Origin of the sequence: Streptomyces asoensis (genome assembly GCF_016860545.1) — a bacterium.
GTDB classification, from domain to species: domain Bacteria; phylum Actinomycetota; class Actinomycetes; order Streptomycetales; family Streptomycetaceae; genus Streptomyces; species Streptomyces asoensis.
Genome location: NZ_BNEB01000005.1, coordinates 878,798 through 900,542 on the forward strand (window position 1 = coordinate 878,798; position 21,745 = coordinate 900,542).

Genomic DNA, 21,745 nt, shown 5'->3' on the forward strand with positions numbered 1-21,745 from the left:
GCTGAACGCGTGCCCATTCTTCGGCCGCCGGATCGCTTCCCAGCGCGAAGATCCGGCCATCGGGTTGCGCGGGGGCGCACGCGGGGCGCCCGTACGCCGTCCCGCGCTTCGGCCGAGGGGGCATGGACAAGGGCCGACGGGGTACCGCGCGGACTTCGCGGGCGGGCCGCTCGCCGTGCGCGCCGCGCCGCCAGGGGGCAGATTTGGAGCCTGGGGGCTCGCGCGGCGCCGGGCGAGGAGGTGGTCGCCGTGTCGGACGGTCAGACGTCGTCCGGTCAGGCGCCCGCGCCCGTGTGGACGCCGGTGGACCGGCCGCTGCTCTCCCTCGCCCTGACGTCGATGATGGACGCCGTCGGAGCGCACTCGGGAGCCGTGTACCTGCGTCCGGGTGACGGGCCGGTCCTGGAGATGGCGGTGATGGCGGGGCTGCCCCGGTCCTTCGCTGCGCCCTGGGAGCGGGTGGGGGTCAGCGCGCCGATCCCGGTCGCCGAAGCGGTGCGCGAACGGCGGCTGGTCTGGGTGGGAGGGGCGGAGGAGATGGCCCGCCGCTATCCCCGGATCGCCGTCGTCCTGCCCTATCCCTTCGCACTCGCCGCGCTGCCGGTGCTCGGTCCCTCCCGGGTCCACGGCGCGGTGTACGTGACCTGGCCGGGTTCGCACCCTCCGGAGCTGTCCGACCGCGAGCGCCGGGAACTGACGACGGCCTGCGAGCGGCTCGCGCTGCGGCTGGAACGCGCGGCGTCGGAGAACCGCTCGGTGCGGGCCGAGTCCGACCTGCTGGACCTTTCGGTGAGCGGCGTGTCCGACACCCTGGGCCCGCTGGAGGCGGCCCGGATGGTGGCGCGCCTGCCGTACGGGATGTGCTCGCTGGACGTGAGCGGACGGATCACCTTCGCCAACGAGGCGGCGGCCGAGCTGCTCGGGGTCCCCGTGGGCGAGCTGCTCGGGTCGCAGCTGTGGGCGGCCGTGGCCTGGCTCAACGACCCGTTGTACGAGGAGCGCTACCGGGCCGCGCTGCTGAGCCAGGAGGCCACCTCGTTCGTGGCGCTGCGGCCGCCCTCGCACTGGCTGTCGCTCCGGCTGTATCCGAGCACCACCGGGATCAGCGTGCGGATCAGCCGCGCCCGGGCGGTCTCGGAGACGCGGCCGTCCGACGCGCGCGCCGAGGACGCGCCGACCCGGCTGGTGTCGATGTCGCAGGCGCTCAGTCTGGCCGGGGCGCTCACCGAGACGGTGAGCGTCCAGGACGTGGTCGGGCTGGTGGCGGACGAGATCGCGCCCGCGGTGGGCAGTCAGGCCCTGGCCCTGCTCGGCGCGCGGGCCGGCCGGCTGCACGTGCTCGGGCACCACGGGTATCCCGAGCCGCGGCTCGTCGAGCGGTTCGACCGGACGCCCCTGAGTTCCCCGACGCCCGGCGCGCACGCCGTCACCCACGGCGTGCCGGCCTTCTTCGAGTCGCGGCAGCACCTGGAACGCCTGTACCCGGCCCGGCGGTCCTCGCCCGACGGCTTCGCCGCGTGGGCCTTCCTGCCGCTGATCGCCTCCGGCCGCCCGGTGGGGGCCTGTGTGCTGGCCTACGCCGAACCGCACGTCTTCTCCACCCATGAGCGGGCCGTGCTGACCAGCCTCGCCGGGCTGATCGCGCAGGCCCTGGACCGGGCGCTGCTGTACGACGTCAAGCACCGGCTGGCGCACGGGCTCCAGGCGGCGCTGCTGCCGCCCTCGCTGCCCTCGCTCGCCGGGATCGAGGCGACCGCCCGCTATCTGCCCGCGACCCGCGGGATGGAGATCGGCGGGGACTTCTACGACCTGGTGCCCTCGGCCCCGCTCGCGGCGGCCGTGATCGGTGACGTGCAGGGGCACAACGTGACGGCGGCCGGGCTGATGGGTCAGATCCGCACCGCCGTGCGCGCGTACACCACGGTGGGGCAGGAGCCCGGGGAGGTCATGCGCAGCACGAACCGGCTGCTGATCGACCTGGGTTCCGAGCTGTTCGCGAGCTGTCTGTACCTGCGGCTGGATCCGGCCGCGGGGCGCGCGGTCATGGCGCGGGCCGGGCATCCCCCGCCGCTGCTGCGCCGGGCGGACGGCCGGGTGCGGGTGCTGGACCTCGCGGGTGGTCCGCTGCTGGGGATCGACGGCGCGGCGGCCTATCCGACGACGGAGGTGGAGCTGACCACCGGCTGTGTCCTCGCCCTCTACACGGACGGGCTCATCGAGACACCGGGGGTGGACATCGAGGACGCGGTCGCGGAGCTGGGGCGGCGGCTCGGCGAGGCCGGGAACCGTCCGCTGGAGGAGGTGGCCGACGACCTGGTGGGTCGGCACGCGACGGCGGAGGAGCGGCTGGACGACGTGGCGTTGCTGCTGCTGCGGGCCGTGGCGGACGGCTGACGGCCGTGGTCGCGCGCACACGCGAGCGGTCCGGCCCCCGCCGGAGGACCGGACCGCTCGCGCTGCTGGTGGGTCAGTGCGACTCGTTCACGCCCGAGCCGTCCTGCTGGCCGCCCTTGCGGTTCTTGCCGTTTCCGGACTGGTCCTGGCCGTCGCCGGACGCGTCGGCGCCGCCGTTCGCGTTCTGGTCGGCGCCGCCGTCGGCCGCCGCGTCGCCGCCGCCCTGGATGGCCTCACCGGTGTTGTCGTCGATACCGTCACCGTTCTCGTCCACCGCACCGGCACCTGCATCGCCGCCGCCCTGGATGGCCTCGCCCGTGTTGTCGTCGATACCGTCACCGTTCTCGTCCACCGCACCGGCACCGGCATCGCCGCCGCCCTGGATGGCCTCGCCCGTGTTGTCGTCGATACCGTCACCGTTCTCGTCCACCGCACCGGCACCTGCACCGGCGCCGCCGGCCGCGTCACCGGCGCCGGCACCGCCGTCGCCGAGCGTCGCGCCGACCGCCGCGAGGGCGGTGGTCACCGGCTGGAAGAAGGTCTCGCCGCCGACCGTGCAGTCGCCGCTGCCGCCCGACGTCAGGCCGATCGCCTGGCCGTCCTGGGTGAAGAGCGAGCCGCCGCTGTCGCCGGGCTCGGCGCAGACGTCCGTCTGGATGAGGCCGGTGACCGTGCCTTCGGGGTAGTTCACGGTGGCGTCGAGGCCGAGCACCTGACCGTCGTTGAGGCCGGTGGTGCTGCCCATCCGGAAGACCTGCGTGCCGACCGTCGCCTCGGCGGCCTGGCTGATGGCGACCGTCTGCTGGCCGGTGTTGACCTCGCTGGGCGCCTGCGTGTTGGGGTCGTCGTACTTCACGAGCGCGAAGTCGCCGTCACCGGGGAAGGTGGCCTGGTCGACGGTGGCGATGGGCTGGCCGTTCTGGCTGTCGGACCACTGTTCGGCCGCGACCCCGCAGTGACCGGCCGTCAGGAAGGCCGGGGAGCCGTCGCCCGCCGTCACGTTGAAGCCGAGGGAGCAGCGCGCCCCGCCGCCGAATATCGCGTCGCCGCCGGAGACCAGGGGCTTGAGGGTGCCGGCCGACTTCCTGATGGTGGCCATGCCGGAACCGAGGGTCTTCACGGTCGAGTCGACCTGGTCCCACTTGTTGCCGGTGACCGTGGAGTCGGCGGTGACGAGGATCTTGTTCGTCTTGGGGTCGACGGCCCAGGAGGTGCCGGGGACGGTGGCCTTGGCCTTCAGCGTCTTGGCGGCGGCCTCGAGTTCGGCCTTACTGTTCTCGACCTCGCGGACCTTGGCGCCCGCCTTCTCGGCCTGCACGACGACGTTGTTCTTGTCGCCGGAGACGTTCACGACGTTGACCACGAGCTGCTTGCCGGCGTCGTCGTAGTACGAACCGGCGAAGGCGTCACCGAGCAGCTTCTCGAGCTGGGACGCGAGGTCCGAGGCGTCGCCCGCCTTCAGGGTCTTCACCGAGGCGGCGCCGTCGGACGTGCCGTCCTGGGAGGCGTTGGCCTGGGGAAGCAGGATGGCCGCCGCTCCGAGCGCCGCCACACCGCCTGCCGCGATGATGGCCTTACGCTTCGTAACTCGCTTGTGACTCAAAAAACTCGACCTCCTGGGGGACGGGGTCTGGCTGCCGGGGTCCGGCAGCTCCGTACAGCGGCGCCTGGTTGGCCATGAGTACGCGGGGTGCGCGGGTTGCGTTCAATCGCGTTTGCCAACTTCCTTTGCCAACACGTGAATCGGCCATGACCCGGGTCGGGGCGCACGGGGCGCGGAACAATCGCCCATATGTCGACGTCGGCCGCCGAAGCCGACAGGACCGCCCCGGCCGGATCGGCACCGCGGGCGACCCCGCGGGACGGACTCGTCCGACTCGTCGGCGAGAGCGGTCGATCCCCAGGTTCTCCCTGTTCACAGAGTTGCGCCCAGGAGTGCGGGAGGGTCCCGGGAGCGGGTTCGGGCGACGGGCGGGGCACGGGGCACCGGGATCCGCGCGCCGGTCGCGGGCAGGTGTCCGAAGAGAGGAAGACGGCGGGGCGGCCCAGTCCGTTCCGGCCGGAGGCGACCGGTCCGGATGGCCTGATCCGATCGGTTCCGGCGGTCCGGGGCCCCGGCGTCGCGATCGCAGACATGTGCGCCGGCTGTGCGTCCCCGCTCCGCCCCGGATCGACATCTCACGCTCCGCGCACGGCACATGACCGTGCGTCGAGAACGGCGGGCCAAATCCCCGCTCCAGGGAATCTGCACAGCGAATGCCCAAGCGGGTCACCGCGCGCGGAGCTTCTGCACATCTGCGCGGCGCCGGTCACGGCTTTGGGGCCGGAGTGTCCCATTCGCCGTCAGGGCGCCGACCGCTCATCCGAGCGGATGCCCGCCGTGGTGTGAAGAAGCTGGCGACAAGTGGTGGGCACTCCTGCACCGTTCGACGCTTGCGTGACACAAGTCCGCAGGTGAGGGCCGTGATTGATTGGCTGCGCCGGTCACGGACCTGCTTTGATCCATCGCACCGCAGGGCCACCGCGTCCCCCGGCGACGGGGGCCGGTGCCCGTGGTCGCGGCCGTCATCTGTCCCCAGAGGGGGCCGCTCCCCCCTGATGAGATATCCATGTGAAGGGAAGTTCCACCATGAACTCCACCCCCCAGGTTCAGACCGCTGAGATCTCCGACGCCGAGCTGGACAACGTCGCCGGCGGTCTGTCCCTGAACGCGGTCGGCACCGTCACCGGCCTGGTGGACGGCGTCGCCCCGGTCTCCGGCCTGGTCAACACGGTCGTCGGCACCGTCGAGGGTGTCACCGGCCTGAACACGGCCCCGGTCACCAACCTGGTCGCCGGTCTCTGATCGCGTCCTTGTGACTCCTTCGAGTCCCGGAGCCGTCACCCGGCTCCGGGACTCTTCGGTGCCCTGAACCTCCCGAGGTAAGCCCCGTGCAGTTCCGCCAACAGGCTCTCGCCAAGCTCCAGTCACCGGAGGAGCTCGACCTGCCGGTGCGTTTCGCGCGCCCGCAGGGCTGGCTGGTGCTGTCCGTGACGATCGTCGTCATGGCGGCCGCTTCCGTGTGGGCGGTGACCGGTTCGGTCTCCTCCACGGTGAGCGCGCCCGCCGTCCTCACCCACGGTGAGGGCAGCTACATCCTCCAGAGCCCGGCGGCGGGCCAGGTCACCGCGGTCCTCGCGAAGGAGGGCGAACGGCTGCCCGCGGGCTCACCCGTGCTGAAGGTGCGCACGGAGCGGGGCGACACCGTGGTGCGCACGGTCGCCGCGGGCCGGATCAGCGCCCTCGCCGCCACCATCGGGCAGATCGTCTCCACCGGCGCGAACGTCGCCGCCGTGGAGAAGGTCGCGCACGCCGACGACCCGTTGTACGCCACGGTGTACGTCCCGGCCGAGAACGGCGCCTCCGTCCCCGAGGGCGCCGCCGTCGACCTGACCGTGCAGACCGTGCCCTCCCAGGAGTACGGCGTGCTGCGCGGCCATGTGAAGTCGGTGGACCGCGCGGCCCAGTCGGCGCAGGCGATCGCCGCCTTCCTCGGCGACAGCAGGCTCGGCGAGCAGTTCACCGAGGACGGCCGCCCCGTCGCGGTCCTCGTCCGGCTGGACCGGTCGGCGACGACGAAGAGCGGCTACGCGTGGTCCACCGCCGACGGCCCCCCGTACCCCCTCACGTCGATGACGATGGGCACGGGTTCCATCCGGCTGGCCGACCAGCGTCCCGTCGACTGGCTGCTCCCGTGACCGCCACGCGGGAGACCCGCGGCAGGCGGCGCGCCGCGCCGCCCCGGCGGACGGTCCCCAAGAGCCGGACGAAGACCGTCCGCACGCCCACCGTGCTCCAGATGGAGGCGGTGGAGTGCGGGGCGGCCTCGCTCGCCATGGTCCTCGGGCACTACGGACGGCACGTCCCGCTGGAGGAGCTGCGCATCGCGTGCGGTGTCTCGCGCGACGGCTCGCGGGCCAGCAACCTGCTCAAGGCGGCCCGCGGTTACGGCCTGACGGCCAAGGGCATGCAGATGGACCTGGCGGCCCTCGCCGGGGTGCGCTCTCCCGCGATCCTCTTCTGGGAGTTCAACCACTACGTCGTCTACGAGGGCCTGGGCCGCCGCTTCGGCCGCCGGGGCGTGTACATCAACGACCCCGGCAAGGGGCGCCGGTTCGTGCCGATGGAGGACTTCGACGGCAGCTTCACCGGCGTGGTGCTGGTGCTGGAGCCGGGCGAGGACTTCGAGCGGGGCGGGCGCCGACCCGGTGTGCTGGGCGCGATGCCGGCGCGGCTGCGCGGTACCGCGGGCACCCTGCCCGCGGCGGTGCTGGCGAGCCTGCTGCTGGTCCTGGTGGGGTCGGCCGTACCGGCGCTCAGCCGGACCTACATCGACATGTTCCTGATCGGCCGGCAGACCTCCCTGCTGGGCGTGCTGTTCGCCTCTATGGCGACGTGCGTGGCGCTCACGGTGGTCCTGACCTGGCTCCAGCAGGCCAATCTGCACCACGGCCGGATCATCTCCTCGACCCTGTCCAGCGCCCGATTCCTGCGCCATCTGCTGCGGCTGCCGGTGACGTTCTTCTCCCAGCGCAGCCCGGCCGACCTGGTCCAGCGTCTCCAGTCGAACGACGCGGTCGCCGAGACCCTGGCCCGTGATCTGGCGTCGGCGGGCGTGGACGCCGTCGTCGTCGTCCTGTACGCGGTCCTCCTCTACACCTACGACCCGCAGCTGACGTTCGTGGGGATCGGCGTGGCCCTGCTCAACATCGTCGCCATGCGGATCGTCGTCCGGCTGCGCGCGACGCGGACGGCGAAACTGCGGGCCGACAACGCCCGGCTGACGAACACGGCGTACACCGGGCTCCAGCTGATCGAGACGATGAAGGCGACGGGCGGCGAGGACGGGTACTTCCGCAAGTGGGCCGGGCAGCACGCCACCACGCTGGAGGAGCAACAGCGGCTCGGCGTGCCGAGCGCCTGGCTGGGTGTGGTGGCGCCGACGCTCGCGACGTTCAACAGCGCGCTGATCCTGTGGATCGGCGGTATGCGGGCGATCGAGGGGCACATCTCGGTGGGCCTGCTGGTCGCCTTCCAGGCCCTGGTCGCCCGTTTCACCGCGCCGCTGACCCGTCTCAACGGGGTCGCGGGCCGGATCCAGGACTTCGCGGCGGACGTGGCCCGGCTGAAGGACGTGGAGAACTTCCGCGCCGACCCGCTCTACGACCGCCGCTTCGGCGGCGACTCCACCCGGCGGCTGCACGGTCACGTCGAGCTGGAGAACATCACCTTCGGCTACAGCCCCCTGGACCAGCCGCTGCTGAGCGGTTTCGATCTGACGGTCGGACCGGGACAGCAGGTGGCGCTGGTGGGCGGCTCGGGCAGCGGCAAGTCGACCGTGTCCCGGCTGATCTCGGGCCTGTACACGCCCTGGGAGGGGGTGATCCGGGTCGACGGACAGCGGCTGGAGGACATCTCGCGCGGGGCGCTCGCCTCCTCCGTGTCCTTCGTCGACCAGGAGGTGTTCCTCTTCGAGGGCTCGGTGCGGGACAACGTGGCGCTGTGGGACCCGTCGATCCCGGACGACGCGGTCGTGGAAGCGCTGCGGGACGCGGCGCTGTACGACACGGTCGCGCGGCGGCCCGGCGGCATCCACGGCAGGGTCGAGCAGGACGGCCGCAACTTCTCCGGCGGTCAGCGTCAACGCCTGGAGATCGCGAGGGCGTTGGTGCGCCGGCCGAGCATCCTGGTGCTGGACGAGGTGACCAGCGCGCTGGACGCGGAGACCGAGCAGGTGGTGATGGACAACCTGCGCCGGCGCGGTTGCGCGTGCGTGGTGATCGCGCACCGGCTCAGCACGGTCCGCGACAGCGACGAGATCGTCGTCCTCGAGCACGGGAGCGTCGTCGAGCGCGGGCGGCACGAGGAACTGGTGGCACGCGGCGGCGCGTACGCGGCGCTGGTCAGGGAGCGATGAGATGACGACCGTATCCGGGACGGACGACGTGCTCGCCGCGCTGGGGCAGCTGGGCCGGCGGATCGACTGCGCGGGCTCCGGCCGTCTGGACCTGGAGGGTCCGCAGGCGCTGTGGGTGGTGGCGTCGGGGGCGCTGGACCTGTTCGCGGTGGACGCCGCACAGCAGGGGCACTGGCACCACCTGGGCCGGCTGGAGGCAGGGGCCCTGCTGCTCGGTCCGGTCCAGGGTCCCCGCCACACCCTCGTGGCGCGTCCGCTGCGCGACTGCGTCGTGCACCGCGTCGGGCTGCGTGAGCTGTACCAGCCCGCGAGCACCGAGACCTGGTCCTACGACGCGTACGGCAACCCCCAGTACGTGCCGCCGGCTTCGAGCCCGCTGGAGTACGCGCTCGCCCTCGGGGTCGGCCGCGGTCTGTCGGTCCTCTTCCAGGCGCCGATGGCGGGCGAGTCCGCGGCCGGGGACGGGGCGGGACCCGTGCGGGCCGGGGCGGGGGCGCAGGGCGACGACGACGTCTTCTGGATGCAGGTGCCGCCGGGCAGCGTGCAGTACGGCGCGCTGTACGGCGCCGAGGCCGCCGCCGACCTGCTGATGGACCCCGCGGTGTGGCAGAGCATGGTGGACCAGCAGTACCGGTTGCTGACCGCGCTGGACCGCTGGATCGAGGAGCTGGAACACACCCACGAGACCCGGACGGCCGCCGGGATCAAGGCGGGTGAGGCGGTCCGCGCGCAGGCCGACCGGACCCTGCTCGCCTCGATCGGCCCGCGGGGCCGGGGCGCCCGTGACGGCGGTGCGGGCGCGGACCGGCGGGCCACGGCGGCCGACGCCGACGCCACCTACGCGGCCTGCCGGCTCGTCGCCCGGGCGGCCGGGATCACCCTGGTGGAACCGGCGCGGATGGGCGCCGGGAGCGACCGGCTGGACCCGGTCGAGCGGGTCGCGCTCGCCTCCCGGGTCCGGGCCCGGGCCGTACGGCTGGACGGCCGCTGGTGGCGGGACGACGTGGGGCCGCTGGTCGGGCACCGGGCCCTGTCCGGGGCGCCGGTGGCGCTGCTGTGGCGGCGCGGCGGCTATGTCGCGGTGCACCCCTCCACCGGGCGGGAGACCCCGGTGGAGAAGGCCAACGCGTCCGAGTTCGAGCCGAGGGCGGTCATGTTCTACCGCCCGCTGCCGGAGCGCGGCCCCGGCCCTCTCGGCCTGCTGCGCTTCAGCATGCGCGGCACGGCGAGCGACCTGACGAACCTGCTGGTCAGCGGTCTGGTGACGGTGGCGATCGGGGCACTGGTGCCGATCGCCACCGGCAAGGTGCTCGGCGAGTACGTGCCGAGGGCGCAGCAGGACCTGATCGTGCAGGTGTGTCTGGCGGTGATGATCGGCGGCGTGGTGGCCGCGGCGTTCACGCTGCTCCAGAATCTGACCATCCTGCGGATGGAGGGCCGGATCGAGGCGACCCTCCAGCCCGCGGTGTGGGACCGGCTGCTCCGGCTGCCGACGGAGTTCTTCGCCCGGCGTTCCACGGGTGAACTGGCCAGTGCCGCGATGGGTGTCAGCGCGATCCGCCGGCTGCTGGCGGGACTGGGGCCGTCGGTGGCGCAGTCCGTCACCGTCGGGGCGATGAACCTGGGGCTGCTGCTCTGGTACAGCGTGCCGATGGCGCTGGCCGCGATCGGCATGCTGGTCGTCGTCGCCTCCGTGTTCCTGGGGCTCGGCCTGTGGCAGGTGCGCTGGCAGCGCCGGCTCGTGGTGCTCTCCAACAAGCTGAACAACCAGGCCTTCCAGACCCTGCGGGGGCTGCCGAAGCTGCGGGTGGCGGCCGCCGAGAACTACGCGTACGCCGCCTGGGCCGCGCAGTTCGCGCGCAGCCGTGAGCTCCAGCAGCGCCTCGGCCGGATCAAGAACCTGAGCACGGTGCTGGGTTCGGTGTACCTGCCGCTGTGTTCGCTGCTGATGTTCATGCTCCTGGCCGGTCCGGCGCGGGGCACGCTGTCGGCGGCGGACTTCCTGACCTTCAACACGTCGATGACGATGCTGCTGACCTCGGTGACCTCGCTGACCGGTGCCTTCGTGTCCGCGGTGGCCGCGCTGCCGCTGTTCGAGGAGATCCGGCCGGTGCTGGAGGCGACGCCCGAGGTCCGGGAGGCGAACACCCGGCCGGGCCCGCTGACCGGTGCGCTCGAGGCCCGCCGGCTGTCCTTCCGGTACTCCGACGACGGGCCCCTCGTCCTCGACGACGTCTCCTTCGAGGTGCGGCCGGGCGAGTTCGTGGCGATCGTCGGCCCGAGCGGCTGCGGTAAGTCGACGCTGCTCAGGCTGCTCATCGGCTTCGACGGTCCGGCCTCGGGCAGCGTGCTGTACGACGGTCAGGACCTGGCCGCGCTGGATCAGTCGGCCGTGCGGCGGCAGTGCGGGGTGGTGCTCCAGCACGCCCAGCCGTTCACCGGTTCGCTGCTGGACGTCATCTGCGGCACGGAGGCCTACACACCGGAGGAGGCGATGGCGGCCGCCGAGATGGCGGGGCTCGCCGAGGACATCCGGCGCATGCCGATGGGGCTGCACACGATCGTCTCGGGCAGCGGATCGGTCTCGGGCGGCCAGCGTCAGCGCCTGATGATCGCCCAGGCGCTGATCCGCCGCCCGCGCATCGTGTTCTTCGACGAGGCGACCAGCGCCCTGGACAACGAGACCCAGCGCACGGTGATGGAGAGCACCCGCAAGATCGACGCCACGCGGATCGTCATCGCGCACCGGCTGTCGACGGTGATGGACGCCGACCGGGTGATCGTGATGGAGAACGGCAAGGTCGCCCAGCAGGGCCCGCCCGGCGTGCTCCTCGCGGACACCGGCGGCCGGCTGCACGAGCTGGTGCGGCGGCAGTTGGCCTGAGCGCCGCACCGCCGCCCGCCCCTCCCCGCCCCACGCCTCCCCTTGTCCCCACGCCTTTCTCCCGCCCCTCGCTAACGAAACTTTGCCGTTTCGCTGAAACTGGTCTAGCCTCGATGTGTACGAAACCGTTTCGTTTACGTGCTCTTTGCCTTCACGTCCCTGGAGTGGTTCACCCATGTCTTCGAAGACCTTGACGGACGGCGCCCGCACGGGCACCGATCAGGGGCCTTCCGCGGCCTCCACCAAGAAGTGGTGGATCCTCGCGGTCGTCGCCCTGGCCCAGCTGATGGTGGTGCTCGACGCCACCATCGTGAACATCGCCCTGCCCTCGGCCCAGGCCGACCTCGGCTTCTCCGACGGCAACCGGCAGTGGATCGTCACCGCCTACGCCCTGGCCTTCGCCTCCCTGCTGCTCCTCGGCGGCCGGATAGCCGACCTCTTCGGCCGCAAGACGGCCTTCCTGATCGGTGTCGTCGGCTTCGCCGCCGTCTCCGCGCTCGGCGGCGCCGCGACCAACTTCGAGATGCTGGTCACCGCCCGCGCGCTCCAGGGTGCCTTCGGCGCGCTCCTCGCCCCCGCCGCCCTCTCCCTGCTCAACACCACGTTCACCGACGCCAAGGAACGCGCCAAGGCGTTCAGCGTCTACGGCGCCATCGCGGGCGCGGGCGGCGCGGTGGGCCTGCTGCTCGGCGGTCTGCTGACCGACGCGCTCGACTGGCGCTGGACGCTGTACGTCAACGTCGTCATCGCCGTGGTCGCCTTCGCCGGCGGCTGGCTGCTGCTGACCAACCACCGCGACGCCGGCAACTCCAAGCTCGACGTCCCCGGCACGGTCCTGGTCGCCGCCGGTCTGTTCTCCCTCGTCTACGGCTTCTCGAACGCCGAGACCCACGACTGGGACTCGCCGCTGACCTGGGGCTTCCTCATCGTGGGCGGTGTCCTGCTCACGGCCTTCGCCTGGTGGCAGACCCGCGCGGCGCACCCGCTGCTGCCGCTGCGGATCCTCCTCGACCGCAACCGCGCGGCCTCCTTCTTCGCCGTGCTCGTCTCCGGCGCCGGAATGTTCGGCGTGTTCCTCTTCCTCACCTACTACCTCCAGCTGAACCTCGGCTTCAGCCCCACCAAGACGGGCGTCGCCTTCCTGCCGATGGTCGCCGCGCTCATGGTGGCGGCGCAGGTCGGCACCACGGTCCTGGTGCCGCGCCTGGGCCCGAAGGCGGTCATCCCGCTGGGCTTCGCGATCGCCGCGGTGGGCATGGCCTGGCTCACCGGCATCGGCGTCGGCTCGCACTACGTGAGCGCGGTACTGCCCCAGCTGATCGTCACCGGTCTCGGCCTCGGCCTGGTCATGCCGCCCGCCATGCAGCTGGCCACCGGCGGGGTCGCCGCCGAGGACGCGGGCGTGGCCTCCGCCACGGTCAACGCCATGCAGCAGGTCGGCGGCTCGATCGGCACGGCCCTGCTGAACACCCTGGCCGCGAGCGCCGCCACCGACTACCTGGCGGGCAAGAACCCCGCGGACAAGCTGGTCCGCGCGCAGGCCACCATCGAGAGCTACACCACCGCCTTCTGGTGGTCGGCCGGCTTCTTCGCGGCGGGCGCGGTGATCGCGTTCGCGCTGTTCCGCCGGGGAGTGCCGGACCAGGACGCCGACGCGGCGCCGGTGGTCCACATGTGACGGGCCTTCGGCCTGGAGCCGCACCGGGGCACAGGGGCCGCCGTCCGTACGGGACGGCGGCCCCTGTGTGCGAGGTCTCCCCGGCCGCGTGGCGCGGGAGGTTTAGGCCTGGGTACTCGCGGTCCATGAGAATCAGCGTGCTGGATGTGGGTTCGAACACCGTGCGGCTGGTGGTGGCGGACGCGGCGGGGGGTGTTCCCCTGCCGGTGCACACGGCCAAGTGGCGGCTGCGGCTGTCCGAGCAGGTGGCACCCGGGGACCCGATCCCGGACGAGGCCGTGGAACGGCTGGTGGCGGCGGTCGCCGCGGCTGCCAGGACCGCGGACCGCTGGGGCGCCACGGGGCCGCTGGCCTTCGCGACCGCCGTGGTGCGCTCGGCCCCCAACCGCCGGGAGGTGCTGCGCGCGGTCCGCGCACGGACCGGTGTCGCGCTGTGCACGCTGCCGGGCGAGGTGGAGGCCGAGCTGACCTTCCTCGGGGCCCGCCGCTGGATGGGCTGGCGGTGCGGACCGCTCGCCCTGCTGGACATCGGGGGCGGCTCCTTCGAGGTGGCCTTCGGGCGCGGCCGGCTCCCCGACTTCGTGGCCTCGCTGCCCCTCGGAGCGGGCCGGATCACCCACGACTTCTTCACCGACCACGACCCGCCGTCCGCCGAGGCCCTGCGGGCGGCCCGGCGCAGGATCCGCCACCAGCTCAGGGACGTGGCCGCCCGGATCCGCTGGGAGGGTCCGCGCACGGCGGTGGCCACCTCCCGCACCTTCCAGCAGCTCGGCCGGCTGTGCGGCGCCGCCCCGGGACGGCACGGCCCGTTCATGGACCGCACCCTGCACCGCGCCGACCTTGGCGAGGCCGTCACCGCCCTGGCCGCCCTGCCCGCCGCCGAACGCTCCCGGCTGCCCGGCATCTCCGCGCCGCGCGCCGCGCAGAGTCTCGCCGGGGCCGTCATCGGCCACACGGCGATGAAGCTGACCGGGCTGACCTCGGTCACGGTCTGCCCGTGGGCGATCCGTGAGGGCGTCATGCTGCGGCACATGGAGGACGGCCCGGCCTGGTGGGCAGAGGTCGCCCGGCTCGCCGACGACGAGGAGACCGCGGCCCCGGAGCCGGTCCCCCTGCGCCTCGCGCAACACGGCCCCTGACCCCGGCCCCGCCGACCACCGGACCACCGGACCACGACCGACCGAACAGACCCAGGCGAAAGGAAGCCACCGTGCACGACCACGACGACGAGAAGCGTCCCGACGCAGGGCAGCACCGTCCCCGCACCTCGCTGGAGGAGGTCATCCGGGAGATAGAGGACGCCGAGACCCACCCCGACGACTCGGAGGGGGAGCGGCACGAGGGAGAGGCCGGCGACGCGCTCAGCACGAACCGGCACGCCCAGGAGGACTCCCGCGGCGACTGAGGCCGGCCGCCCGCGCACAGGGGTGAGCGCGTGGGTGACCCGGTGCGCGCGGGGTACCCGTCCCGCATGGCACACGACTCCCACGGGCCACGGCTGCCGGACAGCCGTGGCCCGGTCTCCGCGGCCGTCCTCGGGTACCTCGCGGGCACGGCCCCGCTCCCGGCGGCCGGGACCTCGGCGTCCGCGTCCCCGTACGGGGACGATCTCCAGCTCGCCCTGTACCTCTGCTACGAACTGCACTACCGCGGGTTCGCGGGCGTGTCGCCCGACCGTGAGTGGGACCCCGCGCTGCTGCGGGTCCGTGCAGCGCTCGAACACCGTTTCCTGACCGCCCTGCGCGAGGACACCCCCGTCCACGACAGCGTCGACGACGCGCTGGCGGAGCTGCTCGTCGAGCCCGCCGAGGGCACCGGCGTCAGTCATTTCCTCGCCGCCGAGGGCGAGCTGTGGCAGGTGCGCGAGTACGCCGCCCAGCGGTCCCTGTACCACCTGAAGGAGGCGGACCCGCACGCGTGGGTGCTGCCGAGGCTGTGGGGCCGCGCCAAGGCGGCGATGGCGGCGGTGGAGTTCGACGAATGGGGCGGCGGCCGGGCCGAGCGCGTCCACGCGCGGCTGTTCGCGGACCTGATGACGGACCTGGACCTCGACACCGCCTACGGCCGCTATCTGGACGCGGCGTGCGCCGAGACCCTGGCCACGGTCAACATGATGTCGCTCTTCGGTCTGCACCGGTCCCTGCGGGGCGCCCTGGTGGGTCACTTCGCGGCGGTCGAGATCACCTCCTCCCCCGGTTCCCGGCGGCTGGCGCAGGCGATGCGCCGGGTGGGCGCCGGACCCGCCGCCGCGCACTTCTACGACGAGCACGTCGAGGCCGACGCGGTGCACGAGCAGGTCGTGCGCCACGAGGTCATCGCCGGCCTGCTCGCCGAGGAACCCGGGCTGGCCGCCGACATCGCCTTCGGGCTGGCCGCCACCGGCCATCTGGAGGACCGCCTCGGCGCCCGTCTGCTCCAGGCCTGGCGCTCCGGCGGGTCGTCGCTGCGCTCACCGATCACCGAACAGGAAAAAGTGGATATTTCGTGACCGACCCGGGTACTCGGCGCCCGTGAATCCCCTGGTGCTCCCGGGCGTCTACGCCCCACAGGAGGACACCGCCCTGCTGGCCGGGGCGCTGTCCGAGGAACCGTTGCCGCCGGGTGCCGACGTCCTCGACGTGGGGACCGGCACCGGCGCGCTGGCGCTGGCCGCGGCCCGCCGCGGCACGCGGGTCACCGCGATCGACGTGTCCCGGCGGGCGGTGTACTCCGCACGCCTCAACGCATGGCGGGAGCGGCTGCCGGTGCGGGTGCACCGCGGCAATCTCTTCGCACCGGTGCGCGGCAGGTCTTTCGACCTGATCCTGACCAACCCGCCCTACGTGCCCGCGCCGGCCGGCGGTCCGGCGCGCGGACCGGCCCGGGCCTGGGACGGGGGCGGCGACGGACGGCTGCTGGTGGACCGGATCTGTCTCGAGGCGCCCCGGCTGCTGCGGCCGGGCGGCGTGCTGCTGATGGTGCACTCCGCGCTCAGTGGCCCCGGGAGCACGCTCACGATCCTGCGCGGGTGCGGGCTGAAGGCGTCCGTGACGCGACGCCACCGCGTTCCCTTCGGTCCCGTCCTGCGCGAGCGCAGGCAGTGGCTGCGCGAGCGCGGGCTGCTGTCCGCCGACGACGGATACGAGGAGCTGGTGGTCGTCCGTGCCGAACTCCCCTGCTGACAAGCCCTGCCGGATCAGCGTCCGGCGCCGCGGTCCGCTGCTGGTCGAAGGGCCGGTCGAGGTGGAACTGGAGGACGGCAGCACGGTCGTCTCCGACCGTTTCCGGGTCGCCCTGTGCACCTGCCGGCGGAGCCGTCGCTACCCCTGGTGCGATACCAGTCACCGGGACCGGTCCTAGCGGCTGGCCGCGGCCGGGAGAGCCGTCCGCGGCGCTCTCCTGCCTGCCGGGGACAGTTGCGCACCGCACACGTGAAGGCGGCGCGACCCGAGGTCGCACCGCCTTCACGTGTGGTGATACCGGAGGCCGGCGGGCAGCCCCACACCGCCCGACGGCCTCCGGTCTACGGGATCACGGTGCTCCCGTGCCAGGGGCTCGCACTCCCCACTTCACGAGCCTCTCTCGGCGTCCACGAGGACCCCGTGATCCCGGTCTCAGAACGCGAAGAGGCTGCTCGCGGCAGCGTTCTTCACGCATTCGTTGGCGAAGGCGCGCTCGAAGGAGACGCGCTTGCCCCGCCAGACGCCGTCGACGGTGACGACCACCGGGTCGTACTGCTTGGTGCACATGGCGCCACCGGGTCCGGCCAGGACGTCGAGGTCACCGCCGGCGGCCCGCAGCTCGGCGCAGGCGAGGGCGGCCGCCGGGTGGGTGCCCGAGGGGGCCGGGGCGCAGTTCAGGGTGACGGCCCGGGCCGCGTCGGCGGTGGCGGCGCTCTCTCCGTGGCCCACCGTCAGCACGAGTGCCGAGGGGGCGTACAGGGAGGTGGGCGCTGCGGCCGGGGCGGCGAGCGCGGATCCGGTGAGGGATCCGCAGACGGTGGCGGCCGTGAGGCCGAGGGTCGCTGCCCAGCGCGCGGTGTTCCGCATTGTGTGCATCCTTCCGCTCGATTCGGGGGTGTGCCGGTCCGGCTCGGTCGGTGCCGAACGCGACGAGCGCGAGTCTGCCGAGTCCGCGACCGAATCTCACATCGACCCCATGGGTTTCAGTAACCTTGCGTGTTGAATCAGTGGCGAGAAGTGACGGAATTCGAACGTTCCAAGCCCACAAGCAAGCGCTTCATGATCCCTTCGATCGACGCCGTGACTGGATTCCATAGCTTCGTTAATAGGCCTGAAACATTCCGCTCATCGCCCGATCGCCGCCCCCTTCCGCTCTCGGCGGACTTCTCCCGGACCTCTTGCGTTCACTTACCTGCGGAGTAATGGTCATTACATGATTACGAACGAGCAGACAGAGAAGCTGAGGGGCTGGTTCGCGGGACGGTTGCCGGACGACCTCTTCGAGGAACTCACCGAGGTGACCGTCGACCGCGAGGAGATCACCGTCGTCGGCCGCGTCGGCGCTCCCCGGCTCGCCCAGGACGCCCCGGCGGCCGAGCGGGACGCGGCCGTCACCGCCCGGATCCAGGAGTTCCGGGAACGCACCCGCGAGACGCGCATGGCCGTGGCCCGCGACGCCGAGCACCGCTTCCGGCGGAAGGTGTCCTGGGGCGTGGTGTGCGGCACGGAGCGGGCCCTCTTCACCCACGTGGCGGCGCCGGTCATGACCCGGCTGCGGCAGCCCGAGCGCCAGGTCCTCGACACCCTGATCGCGGCGGGCGTGGCCCGCAGCCGCAGCGACGCGCTCGCCTGGTGCGTCCGCCTGGTCCAGCATCACACCGAGGACTGGCTCGGCGAACTGCGGGACTCCCTCGAACACGTCCGGCGGGTCCGCGCCCAGGGCCCGGACGCCGGCCTCGGGCCGCACGGGACGGCCGACGCGTCCGCCCCGGACGCGGACGAGGGATGAACCGCCGTCCGGGGCCGCCGTCCCGCGCGGTACCCGCGGCCCGACGGGGCCCCGGCGGCGTACCCGCCGGTATGGTCGCCCTGCGACGGCCACGCGGGGCCGGGCGCGCGACGGCGGAAGGCGGGACGCGGGGATGGCCAAGCACTGGGGGGACTTCCAGTACGAGATCTATCTCGAAGGGATGACCGGCGCGGTCCCCCGGCTGCCCACCGATCTGACCCGGCTCGAGGAGCTCACCGAGCGGCGTCTCGGGCCCGGACCGGTCGGCTATGTGGCGGGCAGCGCGGGGGACGGCAGCACGGCGCGGGCGAACCGGACCGCCCTGGAGCGCCGCAGGATCGTGCCGCGCATGCTGCGGGACGTGCACGAGCGGGACCTGTCGGTCGAGGTGCTGGGCCGCGCCCTGCCCGCGCCGCTCGCGCTCGCGCCCGTCGGCGTGCTGTCGATCATGCATCCGGAGGCCGAGTCCGCGGCGGCCCGGGCGGCGGCCGCGCAGGGCGTGCCGTACGTGCTGTCGTCGGCGTCCAGCACGCCGATCGAGCAGGTGGCCGAGGCCATGGGGGACGCCGAGCGCTGGTTCCAGCTCTACTGGTCCAAGGACCGTGAGGTCACCCGCAGCTTCCTGCGGCGGGCGCGGACCAGCGGTTTCACGGTGCTGGTGGTCACCCTGGACACCCCGCTGCTCGCCTGGCGGCCCCGCGACCTCGACCAGGCCTATCTGCCGTTCCTGCACGGGGTGGGCACCGCGAACTACTTCACCGACCCGGCCTTCCTCGCGGGCCTGGCCAAGCCGGTGCACGAGGACCCGAACGCGGCCGTCATGCACTTCGTGAGCCTGTTCGCGGACCCCGCCAAGACCTGGCCGGACCTGGCGTTCCTGCGGGAGAACTGGGACGGCCCCATCGTCCTGAAGGGCGTCCTGCACCCCGACGACGCCCGGCTGGCCGCCGACGCCGGAATGGACGGCGTGGTCGTCTCCAACCACGGGGGCCGCCAGGTCGCCGGGTCGATCGCGGCGGCCGACGCGCTGCCCCGCGTGGCACGCGCGGTCGGGGACCGGCTGACGGTCCTCTTCGACAGCGGGGTGCGCACCGGCGACGACGTCTTCAAGGCGCTCGCCCTCGGCGCGCGGGCCGTACTGCTGGGCCGCCCCTACGTGTACGGCCTCGCCCTCGACGGACAGCCGGGCGTCGAGCACGTGATCCGCTGTCTCCTGGCCGAGCTCGACCTCACCCTGGCGCTGACCGGCCACACCGGCCCGGCCACGGTGGGCCCCTCGGACCTCGCGGAGGACTCCGGCTGACCCCGGACGCCGCCGGTACGCCCCGCCCGGCAGCCGCTCCGCACCCGCTCCGGTGCCGGCCGCCGGGGGCGTCAGGCGGTGTCGGCGGGGAGGTTGACCGGCCGGGCCGAAGGGGGTGCGTCCGTGCCGGTGACGGCGAGGGAGCCGGGGGTCGCGGAGGCCCTGTCGGTCACCCAGCGCTGGGCGGTGGTGTGGTCACGGACCTTCACCACCACGTCGGCGCCCGGCTCCTGGCCGGCCGACGTGAGGGCGAGCGCGTCGTCCCAGCGGGGCAGCAACTCGCCCTGCACGGTGAGGTCGTAGCGGACGTCGTCCCCGCGGGGGTCGGTGGCGTCCGCGCAGTCGCCGAGGATGACCACCCCGGCGTCCGCGTGGGAGTCCACGCACAGACCGGACTGGGCCGCGCTGCGCACCTGTCCGTCGTCGTCGTACGTCCACTGCTGGGTCACGTCGGAGGAGCAGTCGGCGAGCTCGACGGCGGCGCCCGCCCTGACCTCGCCCCGGACGTCCAGGCAGAGGTCGGCGGCGGCGTTGCGCAGGCTGGTCCGCCGGGGGGTGGTGGGCAACTGGGCGGTGCCGGGCGCCGTCGGCGAGGCGGAGGCGGCCTGCGAGTCGATGCCGGGGACGCTGCCGCTGGTGGACGCGGCCGGGTCGGCGCCGCCGTCGTCGGACCACAGGCCGGCCGCGAGCAGCGTGGTCAGCAGCCCCGCCGAGGCCAGGCCGACGCCGGTGAACAGCGCACGCGTCGAACGGGGTTCGCCCGACGCCCGTCTGCGGGGCGAGGGGATGCGCGCCAGCAGGTCGGCGCCCCTGCCGCGCCGGCCGCGCGTGCCCCTGCCGCGGTGCCGGGCGGAGCCCTTGAGGCGTACGGTCTGCTGCCGGGCCCGGCCCGGGCGGGTGTCGTGGTAGCGGCGGGCGCCCCAGCCGAGCACCGCCTCGGCGAGCAGGACGCCGAGCCCGCTCTCGAAGTGGCCGAGCTGTTCGGCGGCGGCACGGCAGTAGCGGCACTCGTCCAGGTGCTTGCGCACATCGGGCAGCAGATCGCCGCCCCGGCGGATGGGCACGTCCAGGAGCCGGTTGTAGAAGCGGCAGTCCTTGCTCGGGGCGAGTTCACGGTGGGCGCGGACGACGCCCTCGCGGAGCTTGTCGCGGGCCTGCTCCAGCGCCGAGGTCACGGTCTCGGTGTCCATCCCGAGCAGCCCCGCGGCGACGGTGACGTCCTCGGCCTCGACCTCCACGTGCCACAGCACGCAGCGGGCGACCGGGGGGAGCCCCTGGAACGAGCGTTCCGCCAGCACCCGGTTGTCCGGCGTCAGCGACTTCGCGGCCCGCATCCCCCGGGCGCCGGCCGGCTTGCGCAGCACCGGCAGGACCCCGGACAGGCCCTCGTCGGCGGACCACAGCCGTGCCGTGTCCCGCACCGTCACCAGCAGCCGGGGCCGCAGCGCGGTGCCCGGCTCGCCCAGCTTGAGCCGGTCGAGGACCTGGTGGAAGGCGGCCGCGGTGACCATGGACGCCACGCTGCCGGAGGAGGCGAGACAGATCACCGCGTACTCGTGCACCGGTCGCCAGTGCCGGGCGATCAGCAGGGCGGTGGACTGGGCGACCTCGCTGTCCGCGCCACCGCGTATCCCCGAGGCGAGAGACTCGTCGGATTCTCCGGGACCCCCGCCGGGCGGAGGATAGGGCGGACGAGGAGGCTGGGGGGTGGGCACTGAGCGAGTTCCTTTGGTACGTACCTGTTCGGTGCGGCAGGGAGCGGGAATTCGCCTCCGCCGACGAACGCCGGGGACCCGGCCATGACCCCCCGCACGGGTGGCTCACCTTTGCACAACTGAGTCGCGCACAACAAGGCGAGGGCCGCACCCGCGCTTTGTTGATGAAAAGTCGATAAGCGGAAGGCGTCGGCACCGCCTCTCACGCTCTTGCGCATCGCCGTGCGGCACCCACCGCGCCCCGGCCGGATATCGCTCTCGCGCCCCGTGTGAAACACGCGCACACGGCGGTGTGCAGTACACGCTCCCGGCGCACCCGTCCGCGCAGTTGGCTGGAACCGGCCACTTCCTCGGAGGCCCCGCGCAGGACGGCGGCTCTCCTGCGCGAAACGGCCGCCGGCCTTGTTCCTCCCGCCCTCGGCCGGCGGCCCTGAACGCTTTGCACCTGCCCATGTCCGCCAGGTGCCTACGGCTGTCACATGGCTATATCTGCCACGACCGCAGCCGGTCCGCGGCACCGTAGACGTCCGTCTTGCCGTCGAGCAGATCCCGGGCGAGGTCGACGAGCGCGCCGTAGGGCGGATCGATGCCCGCCCCGCTGGTGAACATGTACGCCACCGCCGTCGCGCACGCGAAGCGGGCGTTCGCCGCGGGCAGGGGCTTGAGCACGGTGAGGGTGTGCAGCAGCGCGGCGGCCCGCCAGGCGGGGTCGGAGTCCACGCCGAGTCGGGGCGGATCGACCCGGTGCCGGGCGACGGCGGCGACCAGCGCCGAGAAGTCGTTCACGGTGGGCTGTTCGGGCAGGACCTCTTCGTGTCGCTGGAGCAGCCAGGGCACGTCGATGTGGATGACGGATGTCATCGG

General features: G+C 73.2%; 17 protein-coding genes. 13 read left to right on the forward strand and 4 right to left on the reverse strand.

Going from position 1 to position 21,745, the window contains the following annotated elements; translation table 11 throughout:
- The first annotated feature begins 240 nt into the window (after nucleotides 1-240).
- Nucleotides 241-2,394 carry a SpoIIE family protein phosphatase gene (locus Saso_RS26905; RefSeq protein WP_189924544.1) on the forward strand — a complete coding sequence of 718 codons (2,154 nt, stop codon included), beginning with the start codon at nucleotides 241-243 and terminating at the stop codon, nucleotides 2,392-2,394.
- A 73-nt stretch (nucleotides 2,395-2,467) separates the two neighbouring features.
- Here the strand turns inward: Saso_RS26905 and Saso_RS26910 are convergent, their stop codons facing one another.
- Entirely contained in the window at nucleotides 2,468-3,997 is a 1,530-nt protein-coding gene (locus Saso_RS26910; protein ID WP_189924542.1) for a S1 family peptidase, read from the reverse strand.
- Between the two features lie 1,026 nt (nucleotides 3,998-5,023).
- Here Saso_RS26910 and Saso_RS26915 point away from each other — a divergent pair.
- The 10 genes from Saso_RS26915 (at nucleotide 5,024) to Saso_RS26960 (ending at nucleotide 16,252) form a co-directional block, all read left to right on the forward strand.
- On the forward strand, nucleotides 5,024-5,239 hold the full coding sequence (locus Saso_RS26915) for a type A2 lantipeptide (RefSeq protein ID WP_189924540.1): 216 nt from the start codon (nucleotides 5,024-5,026) through the stop codon (nucleotides 5,237-5,239).
- An 86-nt stretch (nucleotides 5,240-5,325) separates the two neighbouring features.
- On the forward strand, nucleotides 5,326-6,132 hold the full coding sequence (locus Saso_RS26920; RefSeq protein ID WP_189924538.1) for an HlyD family efflux transporter periplasmic adaptor subunit: 807 nt from the start codon (nucleotides 5,326-5,328) through the stop codon (nucleotides 6,130-6,132).
- Nucleotides 6,129-8,351 (forward strand): NHLP family bacteriocin export ABC transporter peptidase/permease/ATPase subunit, encoded by a 2,223-nt coding sequence (locus Saso_RS26925; protein ID WP_189924536.1) that lies wholly within the window; start codon nucleotides 6,129-6,131, stop codon nucleotides 8,349-8,351. The genes Saso_RS26920 and Saso_RS26925 overlap by 4 nt, the downstream gene beginning before the upstream one ends.
- A 1-nt stretch (nucleotide 8,352) precedes the next feature.
- Nucleotides 8,353-11,235 carry an NHLP bacteriocin export ABC transporter permease/ATPase subunit gene (locus Saso_RS26930; RefSeq protein WP_189924534.1) on the forward strand — a complete coding sequence of 961 codons (2,883 nt, stop codon included), beginning with the start codon at nucleotides 8,353-8,355 and terminating at the stop codon, nucleotides 11,233-11,235.
- A 175-nt stretch (nucleotides 11,236-11,410) separates the two neighbouring features.
- The gene (locus tag Saso_RS26935) at nucleotides 11,411-12,913 is read left to right on the forward strand and encodes an MFS transporter (protein ID WP_189924532.1); all 1,503 of its coding nucleotides are present in this window, start codon (nucleotides 11,411-11,413) and stop codon (nucleotides 12,911-12,913) included.
- A gap of 125 nt (nucleotides 12,914-13,038) precedes the next feature.
- A complete protein-coding gene (locus Saso_RS26940) occupies nucleotides 13,039-14,052 on the forward strand; it encodes a Ppx/GppA family phosphatase (protein WP_189924530.1) in 1,014 nt (337 codons plus the stop codon).
- A gap of 71 nt (nucleotides 14,053-14,123) precedes the next feature.
- Nucleotides 14,124-14,318, forward strand: coding sequence for a hypothetical protein (locus Saso_RS26945; RefSeq protein ID WP_189924528.1), 195 nt, complete (start codon nucleotides 14,124-14,126; stop codon nucleotides 14,316-14,318).
- Nucleotides 14,319-14,384: 66 nt separating this feature from the next.
- Nucleotides 14,385-15,401: an iron-containing redox enzyme family protein gene (locus Saso_RS26950; RefSeq protein ID WP_189924526.1), complete on the forward strand. Its 1,017-nt coding sequence runs from the start codon at nucleotides 14,385-14,387 to the stop codon at nucleotides 15,399-15,401.
- A gap of 22 nt (nucleotides 15,402-15,423) precedes the next feature.
- Nucleotides 15,424-16,074 (forward strand): HemK2/MTQ2 family protein methyltransferase, encoded by a 651-nt coding sequence (locus Saso_RS26955; protein ID WP_189924524.1) that lies wholly within the window; start codon nucleotides 15,424-15,426, stop codon nucleotides 16,072-16,074.
- Complete coding sequence (locus tag Saso_RS26960) at nucleotides 16,055-16,252, forward strand: CDGSH iron-sulfur domain-containing protein (protein ID WP_189924522.1); 198 nt, start codon at nucleotides 16,055-16,057, stop codon at nucleotides 16,250-16,252. Before Saso_RS26955 ends, Saso_RS26960 begins: the two co-directional genes overlap by 20 nt.
- A 254-nt stretch (nucleotides 16,253-16,506) precedes the next feature.
- Here the strand turns inward: Saso_RS26960 and Saso_RS26965 are convergent, their stop codons facing one another.
- Complete coding sequence (locus Saso_RS26965; RefSeq protein WP_189924521.1) at nucleotides 16,507-16,941, reverse strand: protease inhibitor; 435 nt, start codon at nucleotides 16,939-16,941, stop codon at nucleotides 16,507-16,509.
- Between the two features lie 346 nt (nucleotides 16,942-17,287).
- On the opposite strand from Saso_RS26965, the gene Saso_RS26970 reads away from it, so the two are divergent.
- Both Saso_RS26970 and Saso_RS26975 read left to right on the forward strand, forming a co-directional pair.
- Nucleotides 17,288-17,863, forward strand: a complete 576-nt coding sequence (locus tag Saso_RS26970) for a hypothetical protein (RefSeq protein ID WP_189924520.1) — start codon at nucleotides 17,288-17,290, stop codon at nucleotides 17,861-17,863.
- A 133-nt stretch (nucleotides 17,864-17,996) separates the two neighbouring features.
- Complete coding sequence (locus tag Saso_RS26975; RefSeq protein WP_189924519.1) at nucleotides 17,997-19,166, forward strand: lactate 2-monooxygenase; 1,170 nt, start codon at nucleotides 17,997-17,999, stop codon at nucleotides 19,164-19,166.
- 71 nt (nucleotides 19,167-19,237) lie between these two features.
- On the opposite strand, the gene Saso_RS26980 is transcribed toward Saso_RS26975, so the two are convergent.
- Entirely contained in the window at nucleotides 19,238-20,881 is a 1,644-nt protein-coding gene (locus Saso_RS26980) for an RICIN domain-containing protein (RefSeq protein WP_189924518.1), read from the reverse strand.
- Between the two features lie 483 nt (nucleotides 20,882-21,364).
- On the reverse strand, nucleotides 21,365-21,742 hold the full coding sequence (locus Saso_RS26985; protein ID WP_189924517.1) for a toxin Doc: 378 nt from the start codon (nucleotides 21,740-21,742) through the stop codon (nucleotides 21,365-21,367).
- Between the last annotated feature and the right edge of the window lie 3 nt (nucleotides 21,743-21,745).

Coding starts and splice junctions, on each gene's coding strand:
- Saso_RS26935 (WP_189924532.1), top strand. CDS start 11,411: ATGTCTTCGAAGACCTTGACGGACGGCGCCCGCACGGGCACCGATCAG.
- Saso_RS26930 (WP_189924534.1), top strand. CDS start 8,353: ATGACGACCGTATCCGGGACGGACGACGTGCTCGCCGCGCTGGGGCAG.
- Saso_RS26950 (WP_189924526.1), top strand. CDS start 14,385: ATGGCACACGACTCCCACGGGCCACGGCTGCCGGACAGCCGTGGCCCG.
- Saso_RS26915 (WP_189924540.1), top strand. CDS start 5,024: ATGAACTCCACCCCCCAGGTTCAGACCGCTGAGATCTCCGACGCCGAG.
- Saso_RS26940 (WP_189924530.1), top strand. CDS start 13,039: ATGAGAATCAGCGTGCTGGATGTGGGTTCGAACACCGTGCGGCTGGTG.
- Saso_RS26965 (WP_189924521.1), bottom strand. CDS start 16,941: ATGCGGAACACCGCGCGCTGGGCAGCGACCCTCGGCCTCACGGCCGCC.
- Saso_RS26985 (WP_189924517.1), bottom strand. CDS start 21,742: ATGACATCCGTCATCCACATCGACGTGCCCTGGCTGCTCCAGCGACAC.
- Saso_RS26970 (WP_189924520.1), top strand. CDS start 17,288: ATGATTACGAACGAGCAGACAGAGAAGCTGAGGGGCTGGTTCGCGGGA.
- Saso_RS26975 (WP_189924519.1), top strand. CDS start 17,997: ATGGCCAAGCACTGGGGGGACTTCCAGTACGAGATCTATCTCGAAGGG.